Origin of the sequence: Streptomyces sp. NPDC048696 (assembly GCF_043198895.1) — a bacterium.
In the GTDB taxonomy this organism is placed as follows: Bacteria; Actinomycetota; Actinomycetes; order Streptomycetales; family Streptomycetaceae; genus Streptomyces.
Genome location: NZ_JBICVJ010000005.1, coordinates 37,950 through 61,879, shown reverse-complemented (window position 1 = coordinate 61,879; position 23,930 = coordinate 37,950). Strand labels below are relative to the sequence as shown.

General features: G+C 71.5%; 14 protein-coding genes and 1 pseudogene. 11 read left to right on the top strand and 4 right to left on the bottom strand.

Annotation, left to right across the window (positions count from 1 at the left end; translation table 11 throughout):
• Positions 1-78: 78 nt before the first annotated feature.
• The 6 genes and pseudogenes from leuS to ACGFRG_RS11910 all read left to right on the top strand — a co-directional run bounded on the left by leuS (position 79) and on the right by ACGFRG_RS11910 (position 9,018).
• Complete coding sequence (gene leuS, locus ACGFRG_RS11935) at positions 79-2,967, top strand: leucine--tRNA ligase (RefSeq protein WP_393263356.1); 2,889 nt, start codon at positions 79-81, stop codon at positions 2,965-2,967.
• Positions 2,968-3,082: 115 nt separating this feature from the next.
• The gene (locus tag ACGFRG_RS11930) at positions 3,083-3,790 is read left to right on the top strand and encodes a hypothetical protein (protein WP_393263354.1); all 708 of its coding nucleotides are present in this window, start codon (positions 3,083-3,085) and stop codon (positions 3,788-3,790) included.
• Positions 3,791-3,948: 158 nt separating this feature from the next.
• Positions 3,949-4,794 (top strand): DegV family protein, encoded by an 846-nt coding sequence (locus ACGFRG_RS11925; protein ID WP_361430056.1) that lies wholly within the window; start codon positions 3,949-3,951, stop codon positions 4,792-4,794.
• Positions 4,795-4,998: 204 nt separating this feature from the next.
• Positions 4,999-5,748, top strand: a pseudogene (locus ACGFRG_RS11920) (SLBB domain-containing protein); the annotation flags it as partial.
• 196 nt (positions 5,749-5,944) lie between these two features.
• Entirely contained in the window at positions 5,945-6,109 is a 165-nt protein-coding gene (locus ACGFRG_RS11915) for a ComEA family DNA-binding protein (RefSeq protein WP_393263755.1), read from the top strand.
• Between the two features lie 125 nt (positions 6,110-6,234).
• The gene (locus ACGFRG_RS11910; RefSeq protein WP_393263753.1) at positions 6,235-9,018 is read left to right on the top strand and encodes a ComEC/Rec2 family competence protein; all 2,784 of its coding nucleotides are present in this window, start codon (positions 6,235-6,237) and stop codon (positions 9,016-9,018) included.
• Between the two features lie 198 nt (positions 9,019-9,216).
• On the opposite strand, the gene ACGFRG_RS11905 is transcribed toward ACGFRG_RS11910, so the two are convergent.
• Entirely contained in the window at positions 9,217-9,465 is a 249-nt protein-coding gene (locus ACGFRG_RS11905) for a hypothetical protein (protein ID WP_361430059.1), read from the bottom strand.
• 93 nt (positions 9,466-9,558) lie between these two features.
• On the opposite strand from ACGFRG_RS11905, the gene holA reads away from it, so the two are divergent.
• Positions 9,559-10,545, top strand: a complete 987-nt coding sequence (gene holA, locus ACGFRG_RS11900; protein WP_393263351.1) for a DNA polymerase III subunit delta — start codon at positions 9,559-9,561, stop codon at positions 10,543-10,545.
• Between the two features lie 559 nt (positions 10,546-11,104).
• On the opposite strand, the gene rpsT is transcribed toward holA, so the two are convergent.
• Entirely contained in the window at positions 11,105-11,371 is a 267-nt protein-coding gene (rpsT, locus tag ACGFRG_RS11895) for a 30S ribosomal protein S20 (RefSeq protein ID WP_188278044.1), read from the bottom strand.
• A 207-nt stretch (positions 11,372-11,578) separates the two neighbouring features.
• Here rpsT and lepA point away from each other — a divergent pair, with 207 nt between their 5' ends.
• Together lepA and ACGFRG_RS11885 are read left to right on the top strand one after the other, a co-directional pair.
• Positions 11,579-13,444 (top strand): translation elongation factor 4, encoded by a 1,866-nt coding sequence (gene lepA, locus ACGFRG_RS11890; protein WP_361430062.1) that lies wholly within the window; start codon positions 11,579-11,581, stop codon positions 13,442-13,444.
• A 273-nt stretch (positions 13,445-13,717) separates the two neighbouring features.
• Positions 13,718-15,604 (top strand): AMP-dependent synthetase/ligase, encoded by a 1,887-nt coding sequence (locus tag ACGFRG_RS11885; protein WP_393263349.1) that lies wholly within the window; start codon positions 13,718-13,720, stop codon positions 15,602-15,604.
• A 158-nt stretch (positions 15,605-15,762) separates the two neighbouring features.
• On the opposite strand, the gene ACGFRG_RS11880 is transcribed toward ACGFRG_RS11885, so the two are convergent.
• Both ACGFRG_RS11880 and ACGFRG_RS11875 read right to left on the bottom strand, forming a co-directional pair.
• Positions 15,763-16,347, bottom strand: a complete 585-nt coding sequence (locus tag ACGFRG_RS11880; protein WP_393263347.1) for a two-component system response regulator — start codon at positions 16,345-16,347, stop codon at positions 15,763-15,765.
• Between the two features lie 9 nt (positions 16,348-16,356).
• Positions 16,357-20,427 carry a HAMP domain-containing protein gene (locus ACGFRG_RS11875; RefSeq protein WP_361430106.1) on the bottom strand — a complete coding sequence of 1,357 codons (4,071 nt, stop codon included), beginning with the start codon at positions 20,425-20,427 and terminating at the stop codon, positions 16,357-16,359.
• 178 nt (positions 20,428-20,605) lie between these two features.
• On the opposite strand from ACGFRG_RS11875, the gene ACGFRG_RS11870 reads away from it, so the two are divergent.
• Both ACGFRG_RS11870 and hemW read left to right on the top strand, forming a co-directional pair.
• A complete protein-coding gene (locus ACGFRG_RS11870) occupies positions 20,606-22,537 on the top strand; it encodes a SpoIIE family protein phosphatase (protein WP_393263345.1) in 1,932 nt (643 codons plus the stop codon).
• Positions 22,538-22,592: 55 nt separating this feature from the next.
• Positions 22,593-23,825, top strand: a complete 1,233-nt coding sequence (gene hemW, locus ACGFRG_RS11865) for a radical SAM family heme chaperone HemW (protein WP_393263343.1) — start codon at positions 22,593-22,595, stop codon at positions 23,823-23,825.
• Positions 23,826-23,930 lie beyond the last annotated feature (105 nt).

The window sequence follows — 23,930 nt, the reverse complement described above, 5'->3', positions numbered from 1 at the left end:
CCCTCCTGTGCGAGGGGCTTTTTCGTTTGGTGAATGTCGCAGCCGCTGGCAGAGACGATCGATGGAGCTTTAAGGATCATGAGCGAGACGAACACCGCTGCCGCAGAGTCGGCCGCGCCGCACCGCTACACGGCCGCCATGGCCGCTGACATCGAGGCACGCTGGCAGGACTTCTGGGACGCCGACGGCACCTACGCGGCGCCGAACCCCAGCGGCGACCTGGCCGGTGACCCCGCGGTCGTCGCGCGGCCCAAGAAGTTCATCATGGACATGTTCCCGTACCCCTCGGGCGCGGGTCTGCACGTGGGCCACCCGCTCGGCTACATCGCCACCGACGTCTTCGCCCGCCACCAGCGCATGACCGGCCACAACGTGCTGCACACGCTGGGCTTCGACGCCTTCGGCCTGCCCGCCGAGCAGTACGCGGTGCAGACCGGCACGCACCCGCGCGTGTCCACCGAGGCCAACATGGAGAACATGAAGGCGCAGCTGCGCCGGCTGGGCCTGGGCTACGACAAGCGCCGCTCCTTCGCGACGATCGACCCGGACTACTACAAGTGGACCCAGTGGATCTTCCTGCAGATCTTCAACTCCTGGTACGACGACGAGGCGAAGAGGGCCCGTCCGATCGCCGAGCTGGTCGCGCAGTTCGAGAGCGGTGAGCGTCAGGCTCCCGGTACGCGCGCGTGGAGCGAGCTCAGCGCCGCCGAGCGCTCCGACGTCCTGGGCGGCTACCGCCTGGCGTACGCCTCGGACGCGCCGGTCAACTGGTGCCCGGGCCTGGGCACCGTGCTGGCCAACGAGGAGGTCACCGGCGACGGCCGGTCCGAGCGCGGCAACTTCCCCGTCTTCAAGGCGAAGCTGCGCCAGTGGAACATGCGCATCACCGCTTACGCCGACCGTCTGCTGGACGACCTGGAGGCGCTGGACTGGCCCGAGGCGATCAAGCTCCAGCAGCGCAACTGGATCGGCCGCTCCGAGGGCGCGCGCGTGGACTTCGCCGTCGACACCGTCACCGGCGGCGCCGACAGCATCACGGTCTTCACCACCCGCCAGGACACCCTGTTCGGCGCCACCTACATGGTGCTGGCGCCCGAGCACGAGCTGGTCGACGCCATCGTCCCGGCCGCCTGGCCCGAGGGCACGCACGAGGTGTGGACGGGCGGCCACGCCAACCCGGCCGAGGCCGTCGCCAAGTACCGCGCGTTCGCCGCGTCCAAGTCGGAGGTCGAGCGCCAGGCCGACGCCAAGGAGAAGACCGGCGTCTTCACCGGCGCGTACGCGATCAACCCGGTCAGCGGCACCAAGGTCCCCGTCTTCATCGCCGACTACGTGCTGATGGGCTACGGCACCGGCGCGATCATGGCCGTCCCGGCGCACGACGTCCGCGACTTCGCCTTCGCGCGCGCCTTCGAGCTGCCGATGCGCTGTGTCGTCGAGCCGTCGGACGACCGCGGCACCGACGCCTCGACCTGGGACGACGCCTTCGCCTCGTACGACGCGAAGATCGTCAACTCGTCCGGCGCGGACATCTCCCTGGACGGCCTCGGTGTCACCGACGCCAAGGTGAAGATCACCGAGTGGCTGTCGCAGCGCGGCATCGGCGAGGGCACCGTCAACTTCCGGCTGCGCGACTGGCTGTTCAGCCGCCAGCGCTACTGGGGCGAGCCCTTCCCGATCGTCTACGACGAGGACGGCGTGGCGCACCCGCTGCCCGAGTCGATGCTGCCGCTGGAGCTGCCGGAGGTCGAGGACTACTCGCCGCGCACCTTCGACCCGGACGACGCGGACACCTCGCCGGAGACCCCGCTCTCCCGCAACGAGGAGTGGGTCGACGTCACCCTGGACCTGGGCGACGGCGCGGGCCCCAAGAAGTACCGCCGCGAGACCAACACCATGCCCAACTGGGCCGGTTCCTGCTGGTACGAGCTGCGCTACCTGGACCCGCACAACAGCGAGAAGCTGGTCGACCCGGCCATCGAGCAGTACTGGATGGGCCCGCGCGAGGGCCAGCCGCACGGCGGCGTCGACCTGTACGTCGGCGGCGCCGAGCACGCCGTGCTGCACCTGCTGTACGCGCGCTTCTGGTCGAAGGTCCTGTTCGACCTGGGCCACGTCTCGTCGGCCGAGCCGTTCCACAAGCTGTACAACCAGGGCATGATCCAGGCGTACGTCTACCGGGACAGCCGCGGCTTCCCGGTACCGGCCGCCGAGGTCGAGGAGCGCGACGGGAAGTTCTTCTTCGAGGGCGAGCCGGTCAAGCGCGAGCTGGGCAAGATGGGCAAGTCCCTGAAGAACGCGGTCACTCCGGACGAGATCTGCGCCGAGTACGGCGCGGACACCCTGCGCCTGTACGAGATGGCCATGGGTCCGCTGGACGTGTCGCGGCCGTGGGACACGCGCGCGGTGGTCGGCCAGTACCGGCTGCTGCAGCGGCTGTGGCGCAACATCGTCGACGAGACGACCGGCGAGGCCACGGTCACCGACGCCGAGCCGGACGAGGCGACGCTGCGTGCCCTGCACAAGGCGATCGACGGTGCCGGCGGCGACCTGGCGGAGATGCGCTTCAACACCGCCATCGCCAAGATCACCGAGCTGAACAACCACCTGACCAAGGCGGGCGGCCCGCTGTCGCGCTCGGTCGCCGAGCGCCTGGTGCTGCTGGTGGCGCCGCTGGCCCCGCACATCGCCGAGGAGCTGTGGCGCAAGCTGGGCCACCAGGACTCGGTCGTCCACCAGGACTTCCCGGTCGCCGACCCCGCGTACGTCGTGGACGAGACCGTGACCTGCGTCGTGCAGATCAAGGGCAAGGTCAAGGCGCGCCTGGAGATCCCGCCGGCCATCTCCGACGAGGAGCTGGAGAAGCTGGCGCTGGCCGACGAGGCCGTCGTGGCGGCCCTGGGCGGCGCCGACATCCGCAAGGTCATCGTGCGGGCGCCGAAGCTGGTGAACATCGTCACCGCCTGACGCGCGGCCGTACCGGGGGTTTCCCCTACGGGCAGGTTGGGGGTTCCCGGGGAACCCCCAACCTGCCCGTTCCGTTTACGGTGGAGGGAAGACAGCTGACACCGAGGGGACGTTCATGGAAGCCGCGATCGCGATCCTGGCGCTGATGTTCGTCGCCTTCGTCGTGCTGGGCGCCTACCTGACCGTGAAGGCGGTCGGCGCCGCCAAGCGGGGCGTGGAGCGCACGGTCACCCAGGCCCGCAAGGCGGTCGAGGACACGACGCTGCGGGCCAAGAGCATGGGCCAGGTCGGTGTGGCGGGCGAACTGGCCCAGCTGCGGCTCACGCTGCGCACCTCGATGCGCACCACCCAGGACTCGCTCCACGCGCGCGTGGAGCAGGACGAGTCCCTGAAGGAGTCGCTGCGCCTGTTCGAGCGGCTGAGCGGCCACGGCCACGAGCTGGACGACGAGCTCAAGCGCCTTGAGCGCGAGCCCGACAAGCGGCGCATGGCCGAGCGCATGCCGGAGCTGCGCGAGCGCACGGAGCGGATCACGCACGCGGCGGACTCGCTGCGCTGGGCGGTGCGGGACCGGGCCCGGCAGTTCGCCGACGACGACCTGGCCTCGCTCAGCGCGGAGATCGAGGTCGAGTCGGGCGCGCTGCGGGACTGGGCGACGAAGGGCCCGACCACCTCGGCGACGACGGACACGTCCGGCGGGCAGGCCGACCGGAAGTGGCCGGAGTCCGCCACAGTGGCCGACGCCCCGCAGGCGATCGCCGCGGCCGGGCCCGCGCCCGTGTACCCATGGCAGAAGACGGCCCGGCCCGAGACGACGAACTGAGCGGCGGGCGGGCGCCGGAGGCCGAGCGGTCGGCACGCGCCGGCGGGTGCGCGCGTACGTCGGGACGGACGCTGGAACCGATCATCCGTCCACCCGAACCGATCATTGGACCGGGGCCGGGCTGCCGCGCGGCGGCCCTGGCGGGTAACCTCCCGCTCATGTCCCGCCATGTCGCGATCGTCACCGATTCAACGGCCTACCTGCCGCCGCAGACGATGGAGCGGCACGGCATCACCGCGGTGCCGCTGACCGTGGTCCTCGGCGATCAGGCGCTGGAGGAGGGCACCGAGATCTCCGCCCGCTCCCTCGCCCTGGCGCTGCAGAAACGCCGCTCGGTGACCACCTCGCGGCCGAGCCCCGAAGTGTTCGCCGCGGCCTATCGGGCCGCCGCCGACGCGGGCGCCGCCGGGATCGTCTCGCTGCACCTCTCGGCCGAGTTCTCGGGGACCTACGACGCCGCCGTGCTGGCCGCGAAGAGCGCCCCCGTGCCGGTACGGGTGGTGGACACCGGGATGGTCGCGATGGCGCTGGGCTTCTGCGCGTTGGCGGCCGCGGAGATCGCCGAGGCGGGCGGCACGCTCGACGAGGCGGTGGCGGCGGCCGAGAAGCGCGCGGGCGGCACGTCCGCCTTCTTCTACGTGGACACGCTGGAGTATCTGCGCCGGGGCGGCCGTATCGGCGCGGCACAGGCGCTGTTCGGTTCGGCGCTCGCGGTCAAGCCGCTGCTCCAGCTGGAGGGCGGCCGGATCGAGATGCTGGAGAAGGTACGTACGGCCTCGAAGGCCATTGCCCGGCTTGAGGAGATCGTCGTCGACCGGGCCGGGTCGAGCCGGGTGGACATCGCCGTGCACCATCTCGCGGCGCCGGACCGCGCCGCGGCGCTCGCGGAAAGGCTGCGGGAGCGGGTGCCGGGGCTTGTGGACCTGCATGTGAGCGAGGTCGGCGCGGTGATCGGGGCGCACACGGGGCCGGGGCTGCTGGGCGCGGTGGTGTCGCCGCGCTGATCGTGGCGGTGGTGGCCGTCGTGGCGGCGGGGTGGCGGCGGCGGTGGTGGCCGTCGCGCCGATCGTCGAAGTGATCTCGTCGTGGTGATCCGTGCGGGACTGCGTCACTCTCCCGGGTGAGGGAGTTATCCACAACTGGCAAGTTTTCCACGGGAATCGGGCCTGCTCAGCGGGGTCGGCCGAAGGTGCCTAGCGTTTCGTGGCATGGCTATCCGATCACCACGCAGCGCAACGAGCGGGCCGGGCCGAGCTCCGGGTTCGGACGGCCGTGTCCGCCATGGTCACGGCCGTCGCGGACGCGGCGCCGAGGTCCAGGCCTCCATCACAGTGGCCGCACGGCGGCGGGCGGAGACGCTGTTCCCGGCGTCGTCGCAGACTGAGCCGTCGCCGAGTGAGCCCTCGGCGTCGACCGCGCCGCCCCCGACTCCGCCCCAGGCGCCGACTCCGGGGGAGGCGGCGCCTGGGATCCTCCCGCCGGTGGCCCGGTCCGTCGCCGATCCGCCACCGGGTCCGGCACCGTCTTCCACCGGCTCGACTTTCGTTCCTTTCCCAGGAGTGCGGGAGCGGATGTGGACGGCGTTACGGGAACGGCTGCCCGTCTGGGTGCAGGTGCGGTGCGGGCTCACGCCGAAGAGTCTCGCCGCGCTGAGCGTGGTGCTGATCGTGGCCGTGGGGTTGGCCGTGCAGCAGTTCTGGACGGGGAGGCCCGAGCCCGTGCGGGCGCCGGAGCGAGTGGTCGGGCCCGTGCCGTCCTCATCGCCGGCGCGGTCGACGGGCCCGGGGCGGTCGCCGAGCCCGGCGGTGGGGGCCGGGCCGAGTGGGGTACCCGCGCCCTCTCCCGGCGGAGGCATCGTCGTCGACGTCAGCGGCAAGGTACGGCGGCCGGGGATCCACCGGCTGCCGACCGGATCGCGGGTCGCCGACGCGCTGGACGCGGCGGGCGGGGTGCGGGACGGGGTGGACACCACGGGGCTCAACCGGGCACGCGTGCTCATGGACGGCGAGCAGGTGGTCGTGGGGGTGCCCGGTGTGGTGCCCGGAATGGCGGTCGGGGGGGACCGGAACGTCACCTGGAGCGGTCTCCGGAGGCGGTGGCAGCGCCGGGGCGGGTGCGGCGACGAGCGGGCCGGTCAGCCTGAACTCCGCATCGGTGGATCAGCTGGACGCCCTGCCCGGTGTGGGGCCGGTGCTCGCCCAGCACATCGTCGACTACCGCCTTCAGCACGGTGGTTTCCGGTCCGTGGGCGAGCTGCGCCAGGTGAACGGGATCGGCGACCGCCGGTTCGCGGACCTCCAGTCGTTGGTGCGGCTGTGAACCGCCCGGCGGTCCACGCCGACTCGGGCCACCGGCTCGGCGCCGCCAACCCCTATCAGGAGGGCCCGGCCGACCTGCGCCTCGTCCCGCCTGCCGTCGGGGCGTGGCTGGCTGCCGCAGTGGCGATGAACGCCCCGGCGGAGTGGGTGATGTGGGGGCTGGCGTTCTGCCTGGTGGCGGCTGGGCTGTTGCTGACACCCGCGATTCGCTGGCGGTGGCACGGTACTTCGCGTGGGCGGCACGGTGCGGAGGCCGGGGCGGCCGACGGTGCTCGACCACTCGCTCCGGCGGCCGACGGTCCTCGACGACTCGCTCCGGCGATCGGCAGTGCTCGACCACTCGCCACGGCGTCCGGCGGGGCTCGACTACTCGCCCCCACTGCCCCCTCCGTGCCCGTCCCCGTGTCCCCGGCCGCCAGAGCCGGGCCCTGGTGGGTGAACCGTGTCGCCGTCGCGGCCGTGTTGTTGTGCTCGGCGGCCGGTGCCGTCTCTGGGGCGCTTCATGTGGCGCAGGCGCGGCAAGGTCCGATTCCCGGACTGGCGCGGCAATACGCGCCCGTCACCGTCGAGTTGACCACCACCTCGGACCCGAGGCCGGTGCGGGGGCGGACGAGGGGTGCCGGGTCCGTGGTACTTCAGGGGGAGGTCACCCGGGTCGTCGGAGCGCACGGCGGGGGCCAGCGGCTGCGGACGCCCGTGCTGGTGATCGCCCCGAAGCCGTGGCAGGGGCTGCTGCCCTCGACGCGGCTGCGTCTGTCCGCCCGGCTCGCTCCGCCGGCGTCGGGCAACGACTCGGTGGCGGCCGTGCTGAGGGTGCCCGAGCGGGCGGTGCCGGAGGTGGTGGGGGAGCCAACCGCCTTGCAACGCACGGCGGGTGGGCTGCGGGCCGGGTTGCGGAAGGCGGCCGACGGGCTGAGCCCGGATGCCCGGGCGCTGCTGCCCGGGCTGGTCGTCGGCGACACCACGCAGATCACGCCCGAGCTGCGGGACGCCTTCGAGGCGACCGACCTCACGCATCTGATGGCGGTGTCGGGCAGCAACCTGGTGATCGTCCTGGCGCTGCTCATCGGCTCGCCCGGCCGGGCGTCGCTGGCCGAGCGGGGCGGCTTGGCCCCGCGCCTCGGCATCCCGCTGCGTGCGACGGCGCTGCTCGGTGGGGTGATCACCCTCGCATTCGTGGTGGTGTGCCGACCGGACCCGAGCGTGCTGCGTGCGGCGGCCTGCGGACTGGTCACCCTGCTCGCGATCGGTACGGGTCGGCGCAGATCGCTGATCCCGGCACTGGCCGCCGCCGTACTGCTCCTGGTGCTGTACTCGCCGGAGCTGGCGCGCAGTTATGGCTTTGTGCTCTCCGTCCTGGCCACGGGAGCGCTGCTCACCGTCGCCCCGGGGTGGGGTGAGGCGCTGCGACGGCGCGGGGTGCCGCGTGGGCTCGCGGAGGTGCTGGCGGCGGCGGGCGCGGCGCAGTTGGTGTGCGCGCCCGTGGTGGCGGTGTTCGCGGCGCGGGTGAGTCTGGTCGCCGTCCCGTGCAATCTGCTGGCGGAGCTCGCGGTGGCCCCGGCGACCGTGCTGGGGTTCGCGGCCCTGGCCGTGGCACCGGTCGCGATGCCGGTCGCCGAGTTGCTGGCCTGGTGTGCGGGGTGGCCGACGGGGTGGATCGCGACGATCGCGCGGGCCGGGGCCGCGTTGCCGGGGGCGCAGACGGGGTGGCCGGGCGGCTGGGGCGGAGGGCTGTTGCTCGCCGGGGTGACGGTCGGCGGGGTGTTCCTGGCGCGTCGACTGCCGCGCCATCCATGGGCGGCCGCGCTGTGTGCGCTCCTGGTGCTGCTCGCGGTCGTGCGGCCCGCGCCGCTGACCAGGATCGTCACCGGGTGGCCGCCGCCGGGCTGGAGCTATGCGATGTGCGATGTGGGGCAGGGCGACGCCACGGTCTTGGCGGCGGGGGAGGGTACGGCGGTGGTGGTCGACACGGGACCCGACCCCGCTCCGGCCGACCGGTGTCTGCGGGCCCTGGGCGTCACCCGGATTCCCCTCCTCCTGCTCACGCACTTCCATGCCGACCATGTGGCAGGGCTGCCCGGGGTGTTGCGCGGCCGGGCGGTCGGGGTGATCGAGACGACGACGTTCGAAGAACCGCCGGAACAAGCCCGGTTCGTACGGAGGGTCGCCGCGCGGGCGGGCGTGCCGGTCGTGTCGGCGGAGCCGGGGGAGCGGCGTGCGGTGGGCGGACTGTCCTGGCAGGTGCTGTGGCCACCGCCGCCCTTGCCACCGCCAGCCCTGTCCCGACCGGCCCTGTCACCGGCGGCCCTGTCGCGACCGGCCCTGTCACCGGCGGCCCTGTCGCGACCGGCCCTGTCACCGGCGGCCCTGCCACCGCCGGTCGGGATGCCACAGGTTGGGAGTCCACAGGTCGGGGTGCCACCTGTCGGGGCGGCGAACATGACGAGCTCGCCGAACCCGCGGGGTGAGCCGAACCCGCGGGGCGGGCCGAAGTCGCCGAACGGCATCGGTGCCACCCGCCTCGACCCCGTGCTGGACGGGCCGAACAACGCCAGTGTCACGTTGCTCGTACGGGCCGGAGGGCTGACCCTGCTGTTACCGGGAGACCTTGAACCGCCCGCTCAGCAGGCCTTGTTGCGGGATCATCCGGAGTTGCCGCCGGTGGATGTTCTCAAGGTGGCCCATCATGGCTCGGCCCACCAGGATCCGGCGCTGCTGAGGGCGGTGCGGCCACGGCTGGCGCTCATCTCGGTGGGCCGGGGCAACCGGTACGGCCATCCGGCACCCGACACCGTCGCCCTGCTCGGCGCGGCCGGGGCGAGGGTGCTGCGTACGGACATGGATGGCGCGATCGCCGTGACGGGGACGGGCAGCGGGCTTCGGGCGGTGCCGATGGGGCGTGGTCCATGACGGGAGGAGGGCGGGGTGCGCGCGGGTAACCGGGGGTAGCAATTCGGGCCTCTCCGTCAGCGACCGCTTCGTGCACCGGGTCGTCGATCTCCGTCGACCTGGACGTGCAGGACGTGCAGGATGTGCCCAAGCGTTCGGTCAAGGCGGCCTGAGCCCCACGGCCGCCCCTCCGACCTCGCCCCTTCGCCCCCCGAACGGCTACGGGGTTTCCAGCCAGCCCTCGTATTCCTCGGCCAGTTCGTTGAGGGCCGCCGGGTCCAGGCGGGCGGTCGGGTCCTCGATGACGACCAGCCACTGGGCGTCCTCGGCGTCGTCCTCGCCGGCCAGGGCGTCGCGTACGAGCTGGGGCTCCTCGGCCACGGCGAAGCGGGCGGGGAGTTCCTGGGCCACCTCGTCGGCGGCGTCGCGGTCGGGCAGTACGAGTACGTGTCGGGTCACATCGCTCACCTGGACATTCTCCGATACGGGGCGGGGTGCCGGGGAACGGCCGCCGGGGCGGGCGCCGGGGGCTGTCAGTGGGGCGTGGGATGCTGGACGGCGATGGCCACCAGGAAGAATTCCACCGACGATCCGCTCGCCCCGCTCACGCTCGCCGTGGGCCAGGAGGACCTGCTGCTCGACCGCGCCGTGCAGCAGGTCGTGGCGGCCGCCCGGGCCGCCGACGCGGACACCGATGTGCGCGACCTCACCTCCGATCAGCTGCAGCCCGGCACGCTGGCCGAGCTGACCAGCCCTTCGCTGTTCGCCGAGCGCAAGGTCGTGGTCGTACGCAACTCACAGGATCTGTCGGCGGACACGATCAAGGATGTGAAGGCGTACTTCGAGGCGCCCGCCGAGGAGATCACGCTCGTACTGCTGCACGCGGGCGGCGCCAAGGGCAAGGGGCTCCTTGACGCGGCGCGCAAGGCGGGGGCGCGGGAGGTCGCGTGTCCCAAGACGACGAAGCCGGCGGAGCGGCTGACGTTCGTGCGGTCGGAGTTCCGGGCGCTGGGGCGCTCGGCGACGCCCGAGGCGTGCCAGGCGCTGGTCGACTCGATCGGCAGCGATCTGCGGGAGCTGGCGTCGGCGGTGTCGCAGCTGTGCGCGGACGTGGCGGGGACGATCGACGAGGCGGTCGTCGGGCGCTACTACACCGGGCGGGCGGAGGCGTCGAGCTTCACGGTCGCGGACCGGGCGGTGGAGGGGCGGGCCGCGGAGGCGCTGGAGGCGTTGCGCTGGTCGCTGTCGACCGGGGTCGCGCCGGTGATGATCACTAGTGCGCTGGCTCAGGGGGTGCGGGCGATCGGGAAGCTTTCGTCGGCTCGGGGTGGGCGGCCGGCCGATCTTGCTCGGGAGCTGGGGATGCCGCCGTGGAAGATCGATCGGGTGCGGCAGCAGATGCGGGGGTGGACGCCGGATGGGGTCGCCGTCGCTTTGCGGGCTGTGGCTGAGGCGGATGCGGGGGTGAAGGGCGGGGGGGACGATCCTGAGTACGCCCTGGAGAAGGCGGTTGTGGTGGTGGCGCGGGCGGCGCGGGCTCGGCGCTGAGCTGTTGCCCCACCCCGCCCCTTCCCTAAAGCCCTGCGGGCGGCTGGGTGCGGGTGGAGGTGGTTTTCCCGGGGGCTGCGCCCCCGGACCCCCTTCGCGGGGCCTGCGGCCCCTGCGCCCCGCCTCGGGCCTGCGCCCCGGACCCCCGCCTCGGGGCTGCGCCCCGGACCCCCGCCTCGGGGCTGCGCCCGCGAGCCCCGGCTCTCGTGGCTTCGCCCCTAGACACCGGCTGTGGTGGGTGGGTGGTGAACGGGGCTGCGCCTCTGCACCCCGCCTCGGCCCCCCCGGCCCTGGGCGCCCCCACCCCCGGCAACGACACCCGCCCCCACCGCCCCCACGCAAAAACCCCGCCCCCACCCCCAAGGAGGGCAGGAACGGGGTTTCCGTTCAAACAATCAAACTGAGCGCCGCACCCGCGTGGCGAACGCAGGCCGCGTGCGGCGGTGGTGCTGGGTACCGGGAGGGAGCGGATGAGAGGGCCCGCTGGGTCCCTTCCGGTGGACAATCAAGTGGCCCGAGTGGACCAGGTGGCCGACCGGAGGCCGGTCGGTCAGTCAGGTCAGGCCTGGAGGGCGGCAACCTTGGTGGCCAGCGCCGACTTCTTGTTGGCGGCGGCGTTCTTGTGGATGACACCCTTGCTGACGGCCTTGTCCAGCTTCTTGGAGGCGGCGCGGACAGCCGTGGTGGCCGCCTCGACGTCGCCGGCCAGGACAGCCTCACGGGCCTTGCGGACCGCGGTCTTGACCTCGGACTTGACGGCCTTGTTGCGCAGGCGCGCCTTCTCGTTGGTCTTGTTCCGCTTGATCTGGGACTTGATGTTCGCCACGAAAGAGCCTTTTCAGGTTCGATGAATCAGATGGGTGTGACACTCGCCGCTGAGAGGGCAGACGAGGCACAGCTGCCCAGGTTACCAGCCGTCCTCATGGCGGCCCAAACCGAGCGCAGTCCCGTTCCCATGGGACGATAGGGGCTACGTATCGATCCGACATCGCCCGAGACGAGACGCCCCGCGTCTCAAGAATCAGGACCCTGCGTGCCCGCGACTCCTACCAACGTGCCCGAGCCGAGCCGTACCGACCCGGCTCTGATCCGCAATTTCTGCATCATCGCGCACATCGACCACGGCAAGTCGACCCTTGCCGACCGGATGCTCCAGCTGACCGGTGTGGTCGAGCAGCGGCAGATGCGTGCTCAGTACCTCGACCGTATGGACATCGAGCGCGAGCGCGGCATCACGATCAAGAGCCAGGCCGTGCGGCTGCCCTGGGCCCCCACCGAGGGACCCGGTCAGGGCAACACGCACATCCTGAACATGATCGACACCCCGGGGCACGTGGACTTCACGTACGAGGTGTCGCGGTCGCTCGCCGCCTGTGAGGGGACCGTCCTGCTCGTCGACGCCGCCCAGGGCATCGAGGCGCAGACGCTGGCGAACCTCTACCTCGCCATGGAGAACGACCTCACCATCGTTCCCGTCCTGAACAAGATCGACCTTCCGGCCGCCCAGCCGGAGAAGTTCTCCGAGGAGCTCGCGAACCTCATCGGCTGCCAGCCGGAGGACGTGCTCAAGGTGTCCGCGAAGACCGGTGTCGGCGTGGACGCGCTGCTCGACCGGGTCGTGCGCGACGTGCCCGCGCCCGTCGGCGTGGCCGACGCCCCGGCCCGCGCGATGATCTTCGACTCGGTGTACGACTCGTACCGCGGTGTCGTGACGTACGTACGTGTGGTCGACGGGCAGCTCAACAAGCGCGAGCGGATCCGGATGATGTCCACCGGGGCGACGCACGAGCTGCTGGAGATCGGTGTCTCCTCGCCCGAGATGACGCCGTCCGACGGCCTCGGGGTCGGCGAGGTGGGCTACCTCATCACCGGTGTGAAGGACGTCCGCCAGTCCAAGGTGGGTGACACCATCACCTCCCTCAACAAGGGTGCGACCGAGGCCCTCGGCGGTTACAAGGACCCGAAGCCGATGGTCTTCTCGGGTCTGTATCCGCTGGACGGGTCCGAGTACCCGGATCTGCGCGAGGCGCTGGACAAGCTCCAGCTCAACGACGCCGCGCTGGTGTACGAGCCGGAGACCTCGGCCGCGCTCGGCTTCGGCTTCCGCGTCGGCTTCCTCGGCCTGCTGCACCTCGACGTGATCCGTGAGCGCCTGGAGCGCGAGTTCGGGCTCGACCTGATCGCCACCGCGCCCAACGTGGTCTACCGCGTCGTCCTGGAGGACGGCAACGAGGTCACCGTCACCAACCCGAGCGAGTTCCCCGAGGGCAAGATCTCGGACGTGTACGAGCCGGTCGTGCGCGCCACGATCCTCGCGCCCAGCGAGTTCATCGGCGCGATCATGGAGCTCTGCCAGACCCGCCGCGGCACGCTCATCGGCATGGACTACCTCTCCGAGGACCGCGTCGAGATCCGCTACACGCTGCCGCTCGCCGAGATCGTCTTCGACTTCTTCGACCAGCTGAAGTCCAAGACCCGCGGCTACGCCTCCCTCGACTACGAGCCCACCGGCGAGCAGTCCGCGAGCCTGGTCAAGGTCGACATCCTGCTGCACGGCGACAAGGTCGACGCCTTCTCCGCCGTCACCCACAAGGACGCCGCCTACGCCTACGGTGTGCGGCTCGTCGCCAAGCTGCGCGAGCTCATCCCGAGGCAGGCCTTCGAGGTGCCGATCCAGGCCGCGATCGGCTCCCGGGTCATCGCCCGCGAGACCATCCGCGCCATCCGCAAGGACGTCCTCGCCAAGTGCTACGGCGGTGACATCTCCCGTAAGCGGAAGCTGCTGGAGAAGCAGAAGGAAGGCAAGAAGCGGATGAAGATGGTCGGCTCCGTGGAGGTCCCGCAGGAGGCCTTCATCGCGGTGCTGTCCAGCGACGAGTCCGCCGGCAAGAAGAAGTAACAAGAAGAGGCAACAGACGTGGTGACCGGGCCGGTCGGCGACAGGGCGTCAGCTGTTGTTACCGGCCAGTCACCCCTCGTCGGATCACGGACCCCCGCTCCTCGGAGTGGGGGTCCGTTCGTTATGAAACCACCTTCCGCTGCCCCTTACGCGGCGGCCGGGAGCGCTCTACTCTGATCACGGCCCGATGGTTACTCGCCAGTTAAACAAGAAGCAGCCCAGGCTGAACAAGAAGCAGCCCCAGCCCTGCCGCAGGCCGGCCCGGAGGACGTCGTGAGCGATACACAGACCTTGATCGAGAATCGGCCACCGTCCGTGGCGGCCCTCTTCGTCCAGCGCGTGGAGGCCACCCCGGACCTGGAGGCCTACCGGCATCCGGTGCCGTCCGCGGACGGCACGGGCCCCGACGAGTGGAAGTCGCTGACCTGGGGCCAGGCGGCCGGACGGGTCTACGCGATCGCCGCCGGGCTCGCCGATCTCGGGGTCGTCTCCGAGCAGCGCGTCGCGCTGGCCTGTTCCACCCGGGTCGAGTGGATCCTGGCGGACCTCGGGGTGATGTGCGCGGGCGGCGCGACCACCACCATCTACCCGCAGACCAACGCCGAGGAGTCGGCGTACGTGCTCGCCGACTCCGAGAGCGTGGTGCTGATCGCCGAGGACGCGGCCCAGCTGGCGAAGGCGCGCGAGCGCCGCGCCGAGCTTCCGGAGCTGCGCCACGTCGTGGTGATCGACCCGGCGGGCGTCGAGGCCGCCGAGGACGACCCGCAGGGCTGGGTGATCACCCTCGCCGAGCTGGAGGAGCGCGGCGCCGCGTATCTGGAGAAGCACCCGGACGCGGTCAAGGAGCGGATCGCTGCCATCACCGCCGACCAGCTGGCCACGCTGATCTACACCTCCGGGACGACCGGCCGCCCCAAGGGCGTGCGGCTGCCGCAGGACAACTGGTCGTACATGGCGAAGGCCATCGCGGCGACCGGCCTGATCAGCGGCGAGGACGTGCAGTACCTGTGGCTGCCGCTCGCGCACGTCTTCGGCAAGGTGCTCACGTCCGGGCAGATCGAGGTCGGGCACGTCACGGCCGTCGACGGCCGGGTCGACAAGATCATCACGAATCTTCCGGTGGTCCAGCCGACCTATATGGCGGCGGTGCCCCGGATCTTCGAGAAGGTCTACAACGGGGTCGCCGCCAAGGCCCGGGAGGCCGGCGGCGCCAAGTACAAGATCTTCAAGTGGGCGGCCGAGGTGGCCCGCGAGTACGCCAAGGTCACCCAGGACAACTTCCGCCGCACCGGCCGCCCTTCGGCGCCGTTCGGCCTCGCCGCCAAGCACAAGGTCGCGGACGCGCTGGTGTACTCGAAGATCCGCGAGGCGTTCGGCGGGCGGCTGCGCGCCGCCGTCTCGGGCTCGGCAGCCCTCGCGCCCGAGATCGGCTTCTTCTTCTCCGGCGCCGGCATCCACATCCTGGAGGGGTACGGGCTCACCGAGACCAGCGCCGCCTCCTTCGTGAACCCGGGCGAGTCCTACCGCACCGGCACGGTCGGCAAGCCGCTGCCCGGCACCGAGGTGCGCATCGCCGACGACGGCGAGATCCTGCTGCGCAGCCCCGGCGTCATGCAGGGCTACCACAAGCTGCCCGAGAAGACCGCCGAAGTCCTGGAGCCCGACGGGTGGTTCCACACCGGTGACATCGGCGAGCTCTCCCCGGACGGGTATCTGCGGATCACCGACCGCAAGAAGGACCTGATCAAGACGTCCGGCGGCAAGTACGTGGCGCCCGCCGAGGTCGAGGGCCAGTTCAAGGCGGTCTGCCCGTTCGTCTCCAACATCCTGGTGCACGGTGCCGACCGGAACTTCTGCACCGCGCTGATCGCCCTGGACGAGCCCGCGATCCTCGGCTGGGCCAAGGAGAAGGGCATCACCGGCCCGTACGCCGAGGTGGTCGCCCGCCCCGAGACGGTGGAGCTCGTCGACGGCTATGTGAAGCGGCTCAACGAGGGCCTGCAGCGCTGGCAGACCATCAAGCAGTTCCGGCTGCTGCCGCGCGATCTCGACGTCGAGCACGGCGAGTTGACGCCCAGCCTGAAGCTGAAGCGGCCGGTCGTCGAGCGCCAGTACAAGGACCTCATCGAGGAGATGTACGCGGGTTCGCGCGAGGCGTGAGGGCCGGGGGCGGCGGCTTTGCGCCCCATGAGGGGCGCGGGCTGTGACCTGTGCGGCTCCGCCGCGCGGGTGCGATCTCCCCCGACTCTCGACTTCGTTCGGGCAGGGGGACCGCCTCGCACGGTCCGCAGCCGAATGACCGGCCTCCCGGCCAAGCGTCAGCGGCCCCGCCGTCTCATCTCCCCTATCAGCTCCTCCATCGCCGCCAGGGTGCGGCGCAGCTCGCCCACCTCGGGCGGGCCGTCGCCCTTGGCCAGCTCCTCCTCGATGGAGGCCAGTTGGCGCATGATCTCGCCCAGCTGCCGCTGCTCGTGGTCGAGCAGCCGCTCCAACTGCTGGTTCTTGCGGTGCAGTTCGAGGAACACGTTCACCTTGGCCCGCAGCACCCAGGGGTCGAACGGCTTGGCGAGGAAGTCCGCCGCGCCCGTGGCGTACCCCCGGAACGCATAGCCGCTGTCGCCCTCCGTCCCGGTCAGGAAGATGATCGGGACGTCCTTCGTCTGGTCCAGGCGCTTGATGTTGGTCGCCGTCTCGAAGCCGTCCATGCCCGGCATGCGCACATCGAGCAGCACCACCGCGAACTGCTGGCGCAGCAGTGCCTTCATGGCCTCCTCGCCCGAACGCGCCCGTACCAGCGGTTCGTTGAGTGATCCGAGGACGGCCTCCAAGGCGATCAGATTGTCCTCCATGTCGTCGACCAGCAGGATGCTCGCCCGGTCGCCGGGTGGTGCCTGGGTGATCATGGTGTCGCCTTACGTGGTCTCTGGAGCGGCGGCGGACTCCCCGGTGCCGCCCGACTGCTCCGGGACAGAGGGTATGCACGGTTCCCCGGTCTCGCCCTCCGGGTCCAGCAGGGCGCAGACGACGGTGAGGAGCCGGTCGACGTCGACGGGCTTCGGCACGTACTCGTTGGCGCCCCGGGCGATCGACTTCTCGCGGTCGCCGGGCATCGCCTTCGCGGTCAGGGCGACGATCGGCAGCTCGGCCCAGAGCGGGCTGCGGCGGATGGCCTCGATCGTCTCGTAGCCGTCCATCTCCGGCATCATGATGTCCATCAGGACGAGCTCGACGTCCGGGTTGCGCTCCAGGGTCTCGATCCCCTCGCGGCCGTTCTCGGCGTAGAGCACGGGCATGCCGACCCGGCCGAGCACATGGGTGAGGGCGAACACGTTGCGGATGTCGTCGTCGACGATCAGCACGCGGCGCCCCGGGAGGACCTGGCCCGCCCGGCCGCGCTTCCACTCCTCCAGCTTGGTGCTGATGGGCCAGTCGTCGTCCTCGTCCGGCAGCGGCAGGTGCTGGTCGGCGGCGAGCCGGTCGGACGGCCGGAGGTCGATCTCCGAGGGCTGGTCGGGCTCGCCGGGCAGATGGCCGGGGTAGAGCACCGGCACGTACAGGGTGAAGGTGGAGCCGTCGCCCGGCTCGCTCTCCGCGATGATCCGGCCGCCGAGCAGGCCCGCGATCTCGCGGCTGATCGACAGGCCGAGGCCGGTGCCGCCGTACTTGCGGTTGGTGGTGCCGTCGGCCTGCTGGAACGCCTCGAAGATCACCGGGAGTTTCTCCGGCGCGATGCCGATGCCCGTGTCGAGGACCGCGAAGGCGATCAGGTCGTCGGAGCCGCCGAGCAGCCGGTTCTCCGGGTCCTTGATCCGGCTGACGCGCAGTTCGACCCGGCCCGAGGAGGTGAACTTGATCGCGTTGGAGAGGAGGTTGCGCAGGATCTGCTGGAGCCGCTGCTCGTCGGAGTACATCTCGCGCGGCACGTCCTCGCCGACCGCCACCTCGAAGGCGAGGCCCCGGTCGAGGGTGATGGGCCGGAAGGTGGCATGGACGTAGTCGAGCACCTTGATGAGCGGGAGCTTCTTGGGGCGTACGTCCATCCGGCCCGCCTCGATCTTCGACAGGTCCAGGATGTCGTTGATCAGCTGGAGCAGGTCGGAGCCCGAGCGGTGGATGGTGGTGGCGAACTGGACCTCCTGGTCGGAGAGGTGGCCGTCCGGGTTGTCGGAGAGCAGCCGGGCCAGGATGAGCAGCGAGTTGAGCGGGGTGCGCAGCTCGTGCGACATGTTCGCCAGGAACTCCGACTTGTACTGGGAGCTGCTGGCGAGCAGCGCGGCCTTCTCCTCCAGCGCGGCGTTGGAGCGCTGCAGCTCGGCCTGCTGGCGCTGGAGTTCGTTGGAGCGCTCCTGGAGCTGCACGGCGAGCCGCTGGGACTCGCTGAGCAGCGATTCCGTACGGGAGTTGGCGATGATGGTGTTGATGGCGACGCCGATGGTGTTCACGAACTGGTCGAAGAACGCCAGGTGGACATCGGAGAAGCGGGAGAACGAGGCGAGCTCGATCACGCCGAGGAGCTTGTCCTCGAAGAGGATCGGGATGATGACGACGCTGGCCGGGGAGGCCTCCCCGAGGCCGGAGTTGATCTTGATGTAGTCCGGCGGGGCCTCTTCCAGGAGGATGCGTTTCTTCTCCAGCGCAGCCTGGCGGACCAGGCCGTGGCCCGGCATGCCGGTGGTGTCGACGGTCGCGCCCTGCGCGGAGCCGTATCCCGCGATGAACGCCAGTCCCTTCGTCGTCGACGTCGTACGGGAGGGGGTGTCCTCGTTCCCCGGGTCGGCCAGGAAGAACGCGCCGTACTGGGCGTTCACCAGGGGGGTCAGCTCGCGCAGGATCAGGTCGGCGACCTCCATCAGGTCGCGGTGGCCCTGCATCAGAGCCGCGAGCCGGGCGAGGTTGGACTCCAGCCAGTCCTTGGCGCGGGTCGTCTCGCGCAGGTTGGACACCATCAGGTTGATGTTGTCCTTCAGCTCGGAGACCTCGCCGCGCGTCTCCACGGTGATCGAGCGGGACATGTCGCCCTGGGCGACGGCCGAGGCCACCTCGGCGATCGCGCGGACCTGGGTGGTGAGGTTCAGCGCGAGCTCGTTGACGTTGGTCGTCAGGCGCTTCCACGTCCCGTACACGCCCTCGACCCGGGCCTGACCGCCCAGCTGGCCCTCCGAGCCGACCTCGCGGGCGACCCGGGTGACCTCGGAGGAGAACGAGGAGAGCGTGTCGACCATGGTGTTGATGGTGGTCTTGAGCTCCAGGATCTCGCCGCGCGCGTCCACGTCGATCTTCTTCGACAGGTCGCCCTGAGCCACCGCGGTCGCCACCTGGGCGATGTTGCGGACCTGGGAAGTCAGGTTGTCCGCCATGTAGTTGACGTTGTCGGTCAGGTCCTTCCAGACGCCGGAGACGCCGAGGACCTGGGCGCGCCCGCCGAGGCGGCCGTCGGTGCCGACCTCGCGGGCGACCCTGGTCACCTCGTCGGCGAAGGCGCGCAGTTGCTCCACCATCGTGTTGACGGTGTCCTTGAGCTCCAGGATCTCGCCGCGCGCGTCGACCGTGATCTTCTTGGAGAGGTCGCCGTTGGCGACGGCGGTCGTCACCTGGGCGATGTTGCGGACCTGGGAGGTGAGGTTGGACGCCATGAAGTTGACGTTGTCCGTGAGGTCCTTCCAGACCCCGGAGACGCCTCTGACCTGGGCCTGGCCGCCGAGGTTTCCTTCGGTGCCGACTTCGCGGGCGACGCGGGTGACTTCGTCGGCGAAGGCGGAGAGCTGGTCGACCATCGTGTTGATCGTCGACTTCAGGCCCAGGATCTCGCCCTTCGCCTCGACCGTGATCTTCTTGCCGAGGTCGCCCTGGGCTACGGCGGTCGAGACGAGCGCGATGTTGCGGACCTGCGAGGTCAGGTTGTCCGCCATGAAGTTGACGTTCTCGGTGAGGTCCTTCCAGACCCCGGAGACGCCTCTGACCTGGGCGCGCCCGCCGAGGTTTCCTTCGGTGCCGACTTCGCGGGCGACGCGGGTGACCTCGTCGGCGAAGGCGGAGAGCTGGTCGACCATGGTGTTGATCGTCGACTTCAGCTCCAGGATCTCGCCCTGCGCGTCCACCGTGATCTTCTGCGAGAGGTCGCCGTTGGCGACGGCGGTCGTCACCTGGGCGATGTTGCGGACCTGGGAGGTGAGGTTGGACGCCATGAAGTTGACGTTGTCCGTGAGGTCCTTCCAGACCCCGGAGACGCCCCTGACCTGGGCGCGCCCGCCGAGCCGCCCCTCGGTGCCGACTTCGCGGGCGACGCGGGTGACCTCGTCGGCGAAGGCGGAGAGCTGGTCCACCATCGTGTTGACGGTCAGTTTCAGCTCCAGGAGCTCCCCGGTCGCCTCGACCGTGACCGTACGGGTCAGATCGCCGCGCGCCACGGCCGTGGTCACCGCCGCGATGTCGCGGACCTGGGCGGTCAGCCGCGCGGCCATGGTGTTGACGGCCTCGGTGACATCGCGCCAACTGCCGCTCAGCCCCTGCACCTTGGCGCGCCCGCCGAGCCGCCCCTCGGTGCCGACCTCCCGCGCCACCCGGGTCACCTCGCCCGTGAACAGCGACAGCTGGTCGACCATCTTGTTGACGGCCCGGCCGAGTCTGCGCAGATCGCCGCGCAACTGCCGGTTGCCGTCGTGCAGATCGACCCGCTGGGTCAGATCACCGCCCGCCACCGCGTCCAGGACGCGCGTCGCGTTCGCCGCCGGTACGACCAGGGCGTCGATCAGGGAGTTGGTGCTCGCCACACCGGCCGTCCAGGCGCCCTGCCCGGGGCTGGCCGCGAGGCGCTCGTCCAGGTGCCCGTGCCGGACCACCTCACGGCGCACCCGGGCCAGCTCGTCCGTGAAGTGCTGGTTGCGGACGGCGATCTGATTGAAGATCGCGTTGAGCTCCGCGGGTATCCCCTCATGGGTCTCCTGGAGCCGGACGCGGAAGTCGCCGTCGCGCAGAGCGGTCATCGCGGCCAGCAGCGGACGCAGCTCCAGAGCGCGGATCCAGTCGCCCTCATCAGGAGGCACGGCACTGTCATGCTTCATCTCGGCCCACTTCGGTGACTCGGCGCTTATGGGCACGCTCAGTCTGTCACTCTGTCGGTGTCAAAGCGGCGCATTGTGAGAACCGGTCAGGAGCCGCACCGTGGGATCCATTCCAACGCAGCGGGAGAGCGTGAACCGCCTACTGAACTCACCCGCTCCGCCCGACGCGACGGAGTACGGCGCCCGGTCCTGCGCCCGCACCAGCCTGCCCGGCAACCCGCTCGCCCCGTCCGCCGCCCGCCGCTTCGTGCGGGCCGCGCTCGCCGACTGGACGGACCAGGACCTGCCCGGCGCGACCCGGCTCGGCGACCGGCTCGCGGACGACGCGGCGATACTGGTCAACGAGCTCGTCACCAACGCGGTGGTGCACGCCGGCACCACGGTCGAGCTGGTCTGCCGTCTGGAGCAGCCGGCCGGCGGCGACCTCGGCGGGGTGGTCCTGGAGGTCTCCGACCACCATCCCGCCAGGGCCGTCCACAACGAGCCGCGCGCCCCGCGCGAGCCCGGAGCGCCCGAATACGGCCGGGGCCTGCACCTGGTGGCGGCGCTCTCGGAGAGCTGGGGCATCACCTACCGCACGGGCATGAAGACCGTATGGGCCCGCCTGGAGCTGGTGGCGGACGGCGAGGGCGACGGGGGCGACGGGGACGGCCACTACGACCCCGGGTCCGACGCGCGCCTCCAACGCGGCCTGCGCGCCGCCGAGATACTCACCAACGCGCCCCGGCGCACCTCGTCCGAGCACGACCGGGACTGGGTCAACCGGGGCGCGCTGTCCTTCCTCGCCGAGGCGTCCGACCTGCTGGCGGGCCAGTTCGACGAGGACATGATCGCGGCGCTCGCCGGGCAGCTCCTGGTGCCCCGGCTCGCCGACTGGTGTGCGATCTGGCTCGACCCGGAGGCAGGCGGACCGCTGGGCTCGCCGCGCCTCGCCCGGGTCTGGCACGCCCGCGAGTCCGGCATCGAGGAGCTGCGGGCGGCCCTGGAGAAGGAGCCGCCCCGGCTGCCGGAGTCGGCGCGCGGCGGACCGGTGCCGATGCCCTGGCCGTGCCCGGACGAGGACGACGGGGCGGCGCTCGCCTACCGGATGGTGGCGGGCGGCCGGTCGGTGGGCGTGCTCATGCTCGGCCGGGGCGGCCTGATGCGGCTCCCGGACGAGGTCACCGGCCTGGTCGAGGACTTCGTACGCCGGGTGGCGCTGGCGATCGGCGCCGCGCGCCAGTACACCCGGCAGGTCACCATCAGCCGGGTGCTCCAGCGCGGGCTGCTGCCCGCGGGCGTGGCGGAGATCCCGGGGGTCGACAGCGCGCTGGTCTACCAGCCGAGCGGCGAAGGGGTGGCCGGGGGCGACTTCTACGACCTGTTCCCGGGCGCCGACGGCCGCTGGTGCTTCGCGCTCGGCGACGTCCAGGGCAGCGGCCCGGAGGCGGCGGTCGTCACGGGCCTGGTGCGGCCGTGGCTGCGGCTCCTGGCGCGTGAGGGGTACGCGGTGCACGACGTGCTCGACCGCCTCAACAAGCTGCTCGTCGACGACGGCGTCGAGGCGGCGGAGGCGGCCGCCCGGATGGTCGCGACGGCGGGCGGCCACGAGATGCCCGAGGGCCCGCAGGCCAGGTTCCTCTCCCTCCTGTACGGGGAGCTGGTGCCGGTCCCCGAGGACCAGGGCGGCGGCGCCCGCTGCACCCTGGCCAGCGCCGGGCACCCGCTGCCGCTGCTGCTGAGCCCCGACGGCGCGGTACGGGCGGCGGCGGTGCCGCAGGTGCTGATCGGCGTGGTCGAGGGGGCGGCGTACGAGAGCGAGAGCTTCCGGCTGATGCCCGGCGACAGCCTGCTGTGCGTCACCGACGGGGTGACCGAGCGGCGCTCCGGCTCGCGGATGTTCGACGACGAGGACGGCCTGGCGACGGCGCTCGCCCAGTGCGCCGGGCTGCCCGCGTCGGGGATCGCCGAACGGATCAAGCGAGCGGTGTACGCGTTCGGCGCGAAGCCGCCGGAGGACGACCTGGCGCTGCTGGTGCTACAGGCGCGGTGAGGCGGGGCCGCGGTCGGGGGACGGGGCCGCCCCACGGGTGGCGGACAATGGGGTCATGCCTTCCGTACTGCCCGATGGTGAGCCCATGCCCGAGGACGGGGCGCTGCCCGGTTCCGCCCTGGAGGGCGCCGGGGAGCGGCCGCTCGGCTTCTACCTGCACGTTCCGTACTGCGCCACGCGCTGCGGCTACTGCGACTTCAACACCTACACCGCCACCGAGCTGCGCGGTTCCGGCGGCGTGCTCGCCTCCCGGGACAACTACGCCACGACCCTGATCGACGAGATCCGCCTCGCCCGCAAGGTGCTGGGCGACGACGACCGTCCGGTCCGTACGGTGTTCGTCGGCGGTGGCACGCCGACGCTGCTCGCCGCGGGTGACCTGGTCCGGATGCTGGCGGCGGTACGGGACGAGTTCGGGCTCGCGGACGACGCCGAGGTGACGACGGAGGCGAACCCCGAGTCGGTGGACCGGGCGTATCTGGAGGAGCTGCGGGCCGGCGGCTTCAACCGGGTGTCCTTCGGCATGCAGAGCGCGAAGCAGCACGTACTGAAGGTCCTCGACCGTACGCACACGCCGGGGCGCCCCGAGGCGTGCGTCGCCGAGGCGCGGGCGGCGGGGTTCGACCACGTCAACCTGGACCTGATCTACGGGACGCCCGGGGAGTCGGACGACGACTGGCGCGCGTCGCTGGCGGCGGCGGTCGGCGCGGGCCCCGACCACATCTCGGCGTACGCGCTGATCGTCGAGGAGGGCACCAAGCTGGCGCGGCGCATCCGCCGGGGCGAGGTCCCGATGACGGACGACGACGTCCACGCGGACCGCTATCTGATCGCCGACTCGGTGCTGGCCGAGGCGGGCTTCGACTGGTACGAGGTGTCGAACTGGGCCACGTCCGAGGCCGGGCGGTGCCTGCACAACGAGCTGTACTGGCGCGGGGCGGACTGGTGGGGGGCGGGGCCGGGGGCGCACAGCCATGTGGGGGGCGTGCGGTGGTGGAACGTGAAGCATCCCGGGGCGTATGCGTCGGCGCTGTCCGTCGGCCGCAGCCCGGGGGCGGGCCGGGAGGTCCTGTCCTCGGAGGACCGCCGGGTCGAGCGCATCCTCCTGGAACTGCGCCTGCGCGCGGGCTGCGAGCTGTCCCTGCTGCGCCCGACGGGCCTCGCGGCGGCGCGCCGCGCGCTGTCCGACGGGCTGCTCGACCCGGGCCCGTACGCCGACGGCCGGGCGGTGCTGACGCTGCGGGGGCGGCTGCTGGCGGACGCGGTGGTCCGCGACCTGGTGGATTGACCCCCACCCCGCACCTTCCCGCTGTGACATTTGCGGCTCCGCCGCGTGGCCTCCGGGGGCGGGTGGGGGTTGAGGAGGGTTTCCCGGGGCTGCGCCCCGGACCCC

Excerpts from the sequence above, each read along its gene's own strand:
- leuS (WP_393263356.1), top strand. The coding sequence starts at position 79 with ATGAGCGAGACGAACACCGCTGCCGCAGAGTCGGCCGCGCCGCACCGC.
- ACGFRG_RS11930 (WP_393263354.1), top strand. The coding sequence starts at position 3,083 with ATGGAAGCCGCGATCGCGATCCTGGCGCTGATGTTCGTCGCCTTCGTC.
- ACGFRG_RS11925 (WP_361430056.1), top strand. The coding sequence starts at position 3,949 with ATGTCCCGCCATGTCGCGATCGTCACCGATTCAACGGCCTACCTGCCG.
- ACGFRG_RS11910 (WP_393263753.1), top strand. The coding sequence starts at position 6,235 with ATGAACGCCCCGGCGGAGTGGGTGATGTGGGGGCTGGCGTTCTGCCTG.
- holA (WP_393263351.1), top strand. The coding sequence starts at position 9,559 with ATGGCCACCAGGAAGAATTCCACCGACGATCCGCTCGCCCCGCTCACG.
- ACGFRG_RS11880 (WP_393263347.1), bottom strand. The coding sequence starts at position 16,347 with ATGATCACCCAGGCACCACCCGGCGACCGGGCGAGCATCCTGCTGGTC.
- ACGFRG_RS11875 (WP_361430106.1), bottom strand. The coding sequence starts at position 20,427 with ATGACCGCTCTGCGCGACGGCGACTTCCGCGTCCGGCTCCAGGAGACC.
- hemW (WP_393263343.1), top strand. The coding sequence starts at position 22,593 with ATGCCTTCCGTACTGCCCGATGGTGAGCCCATGCCCGAGGACGGGGCG.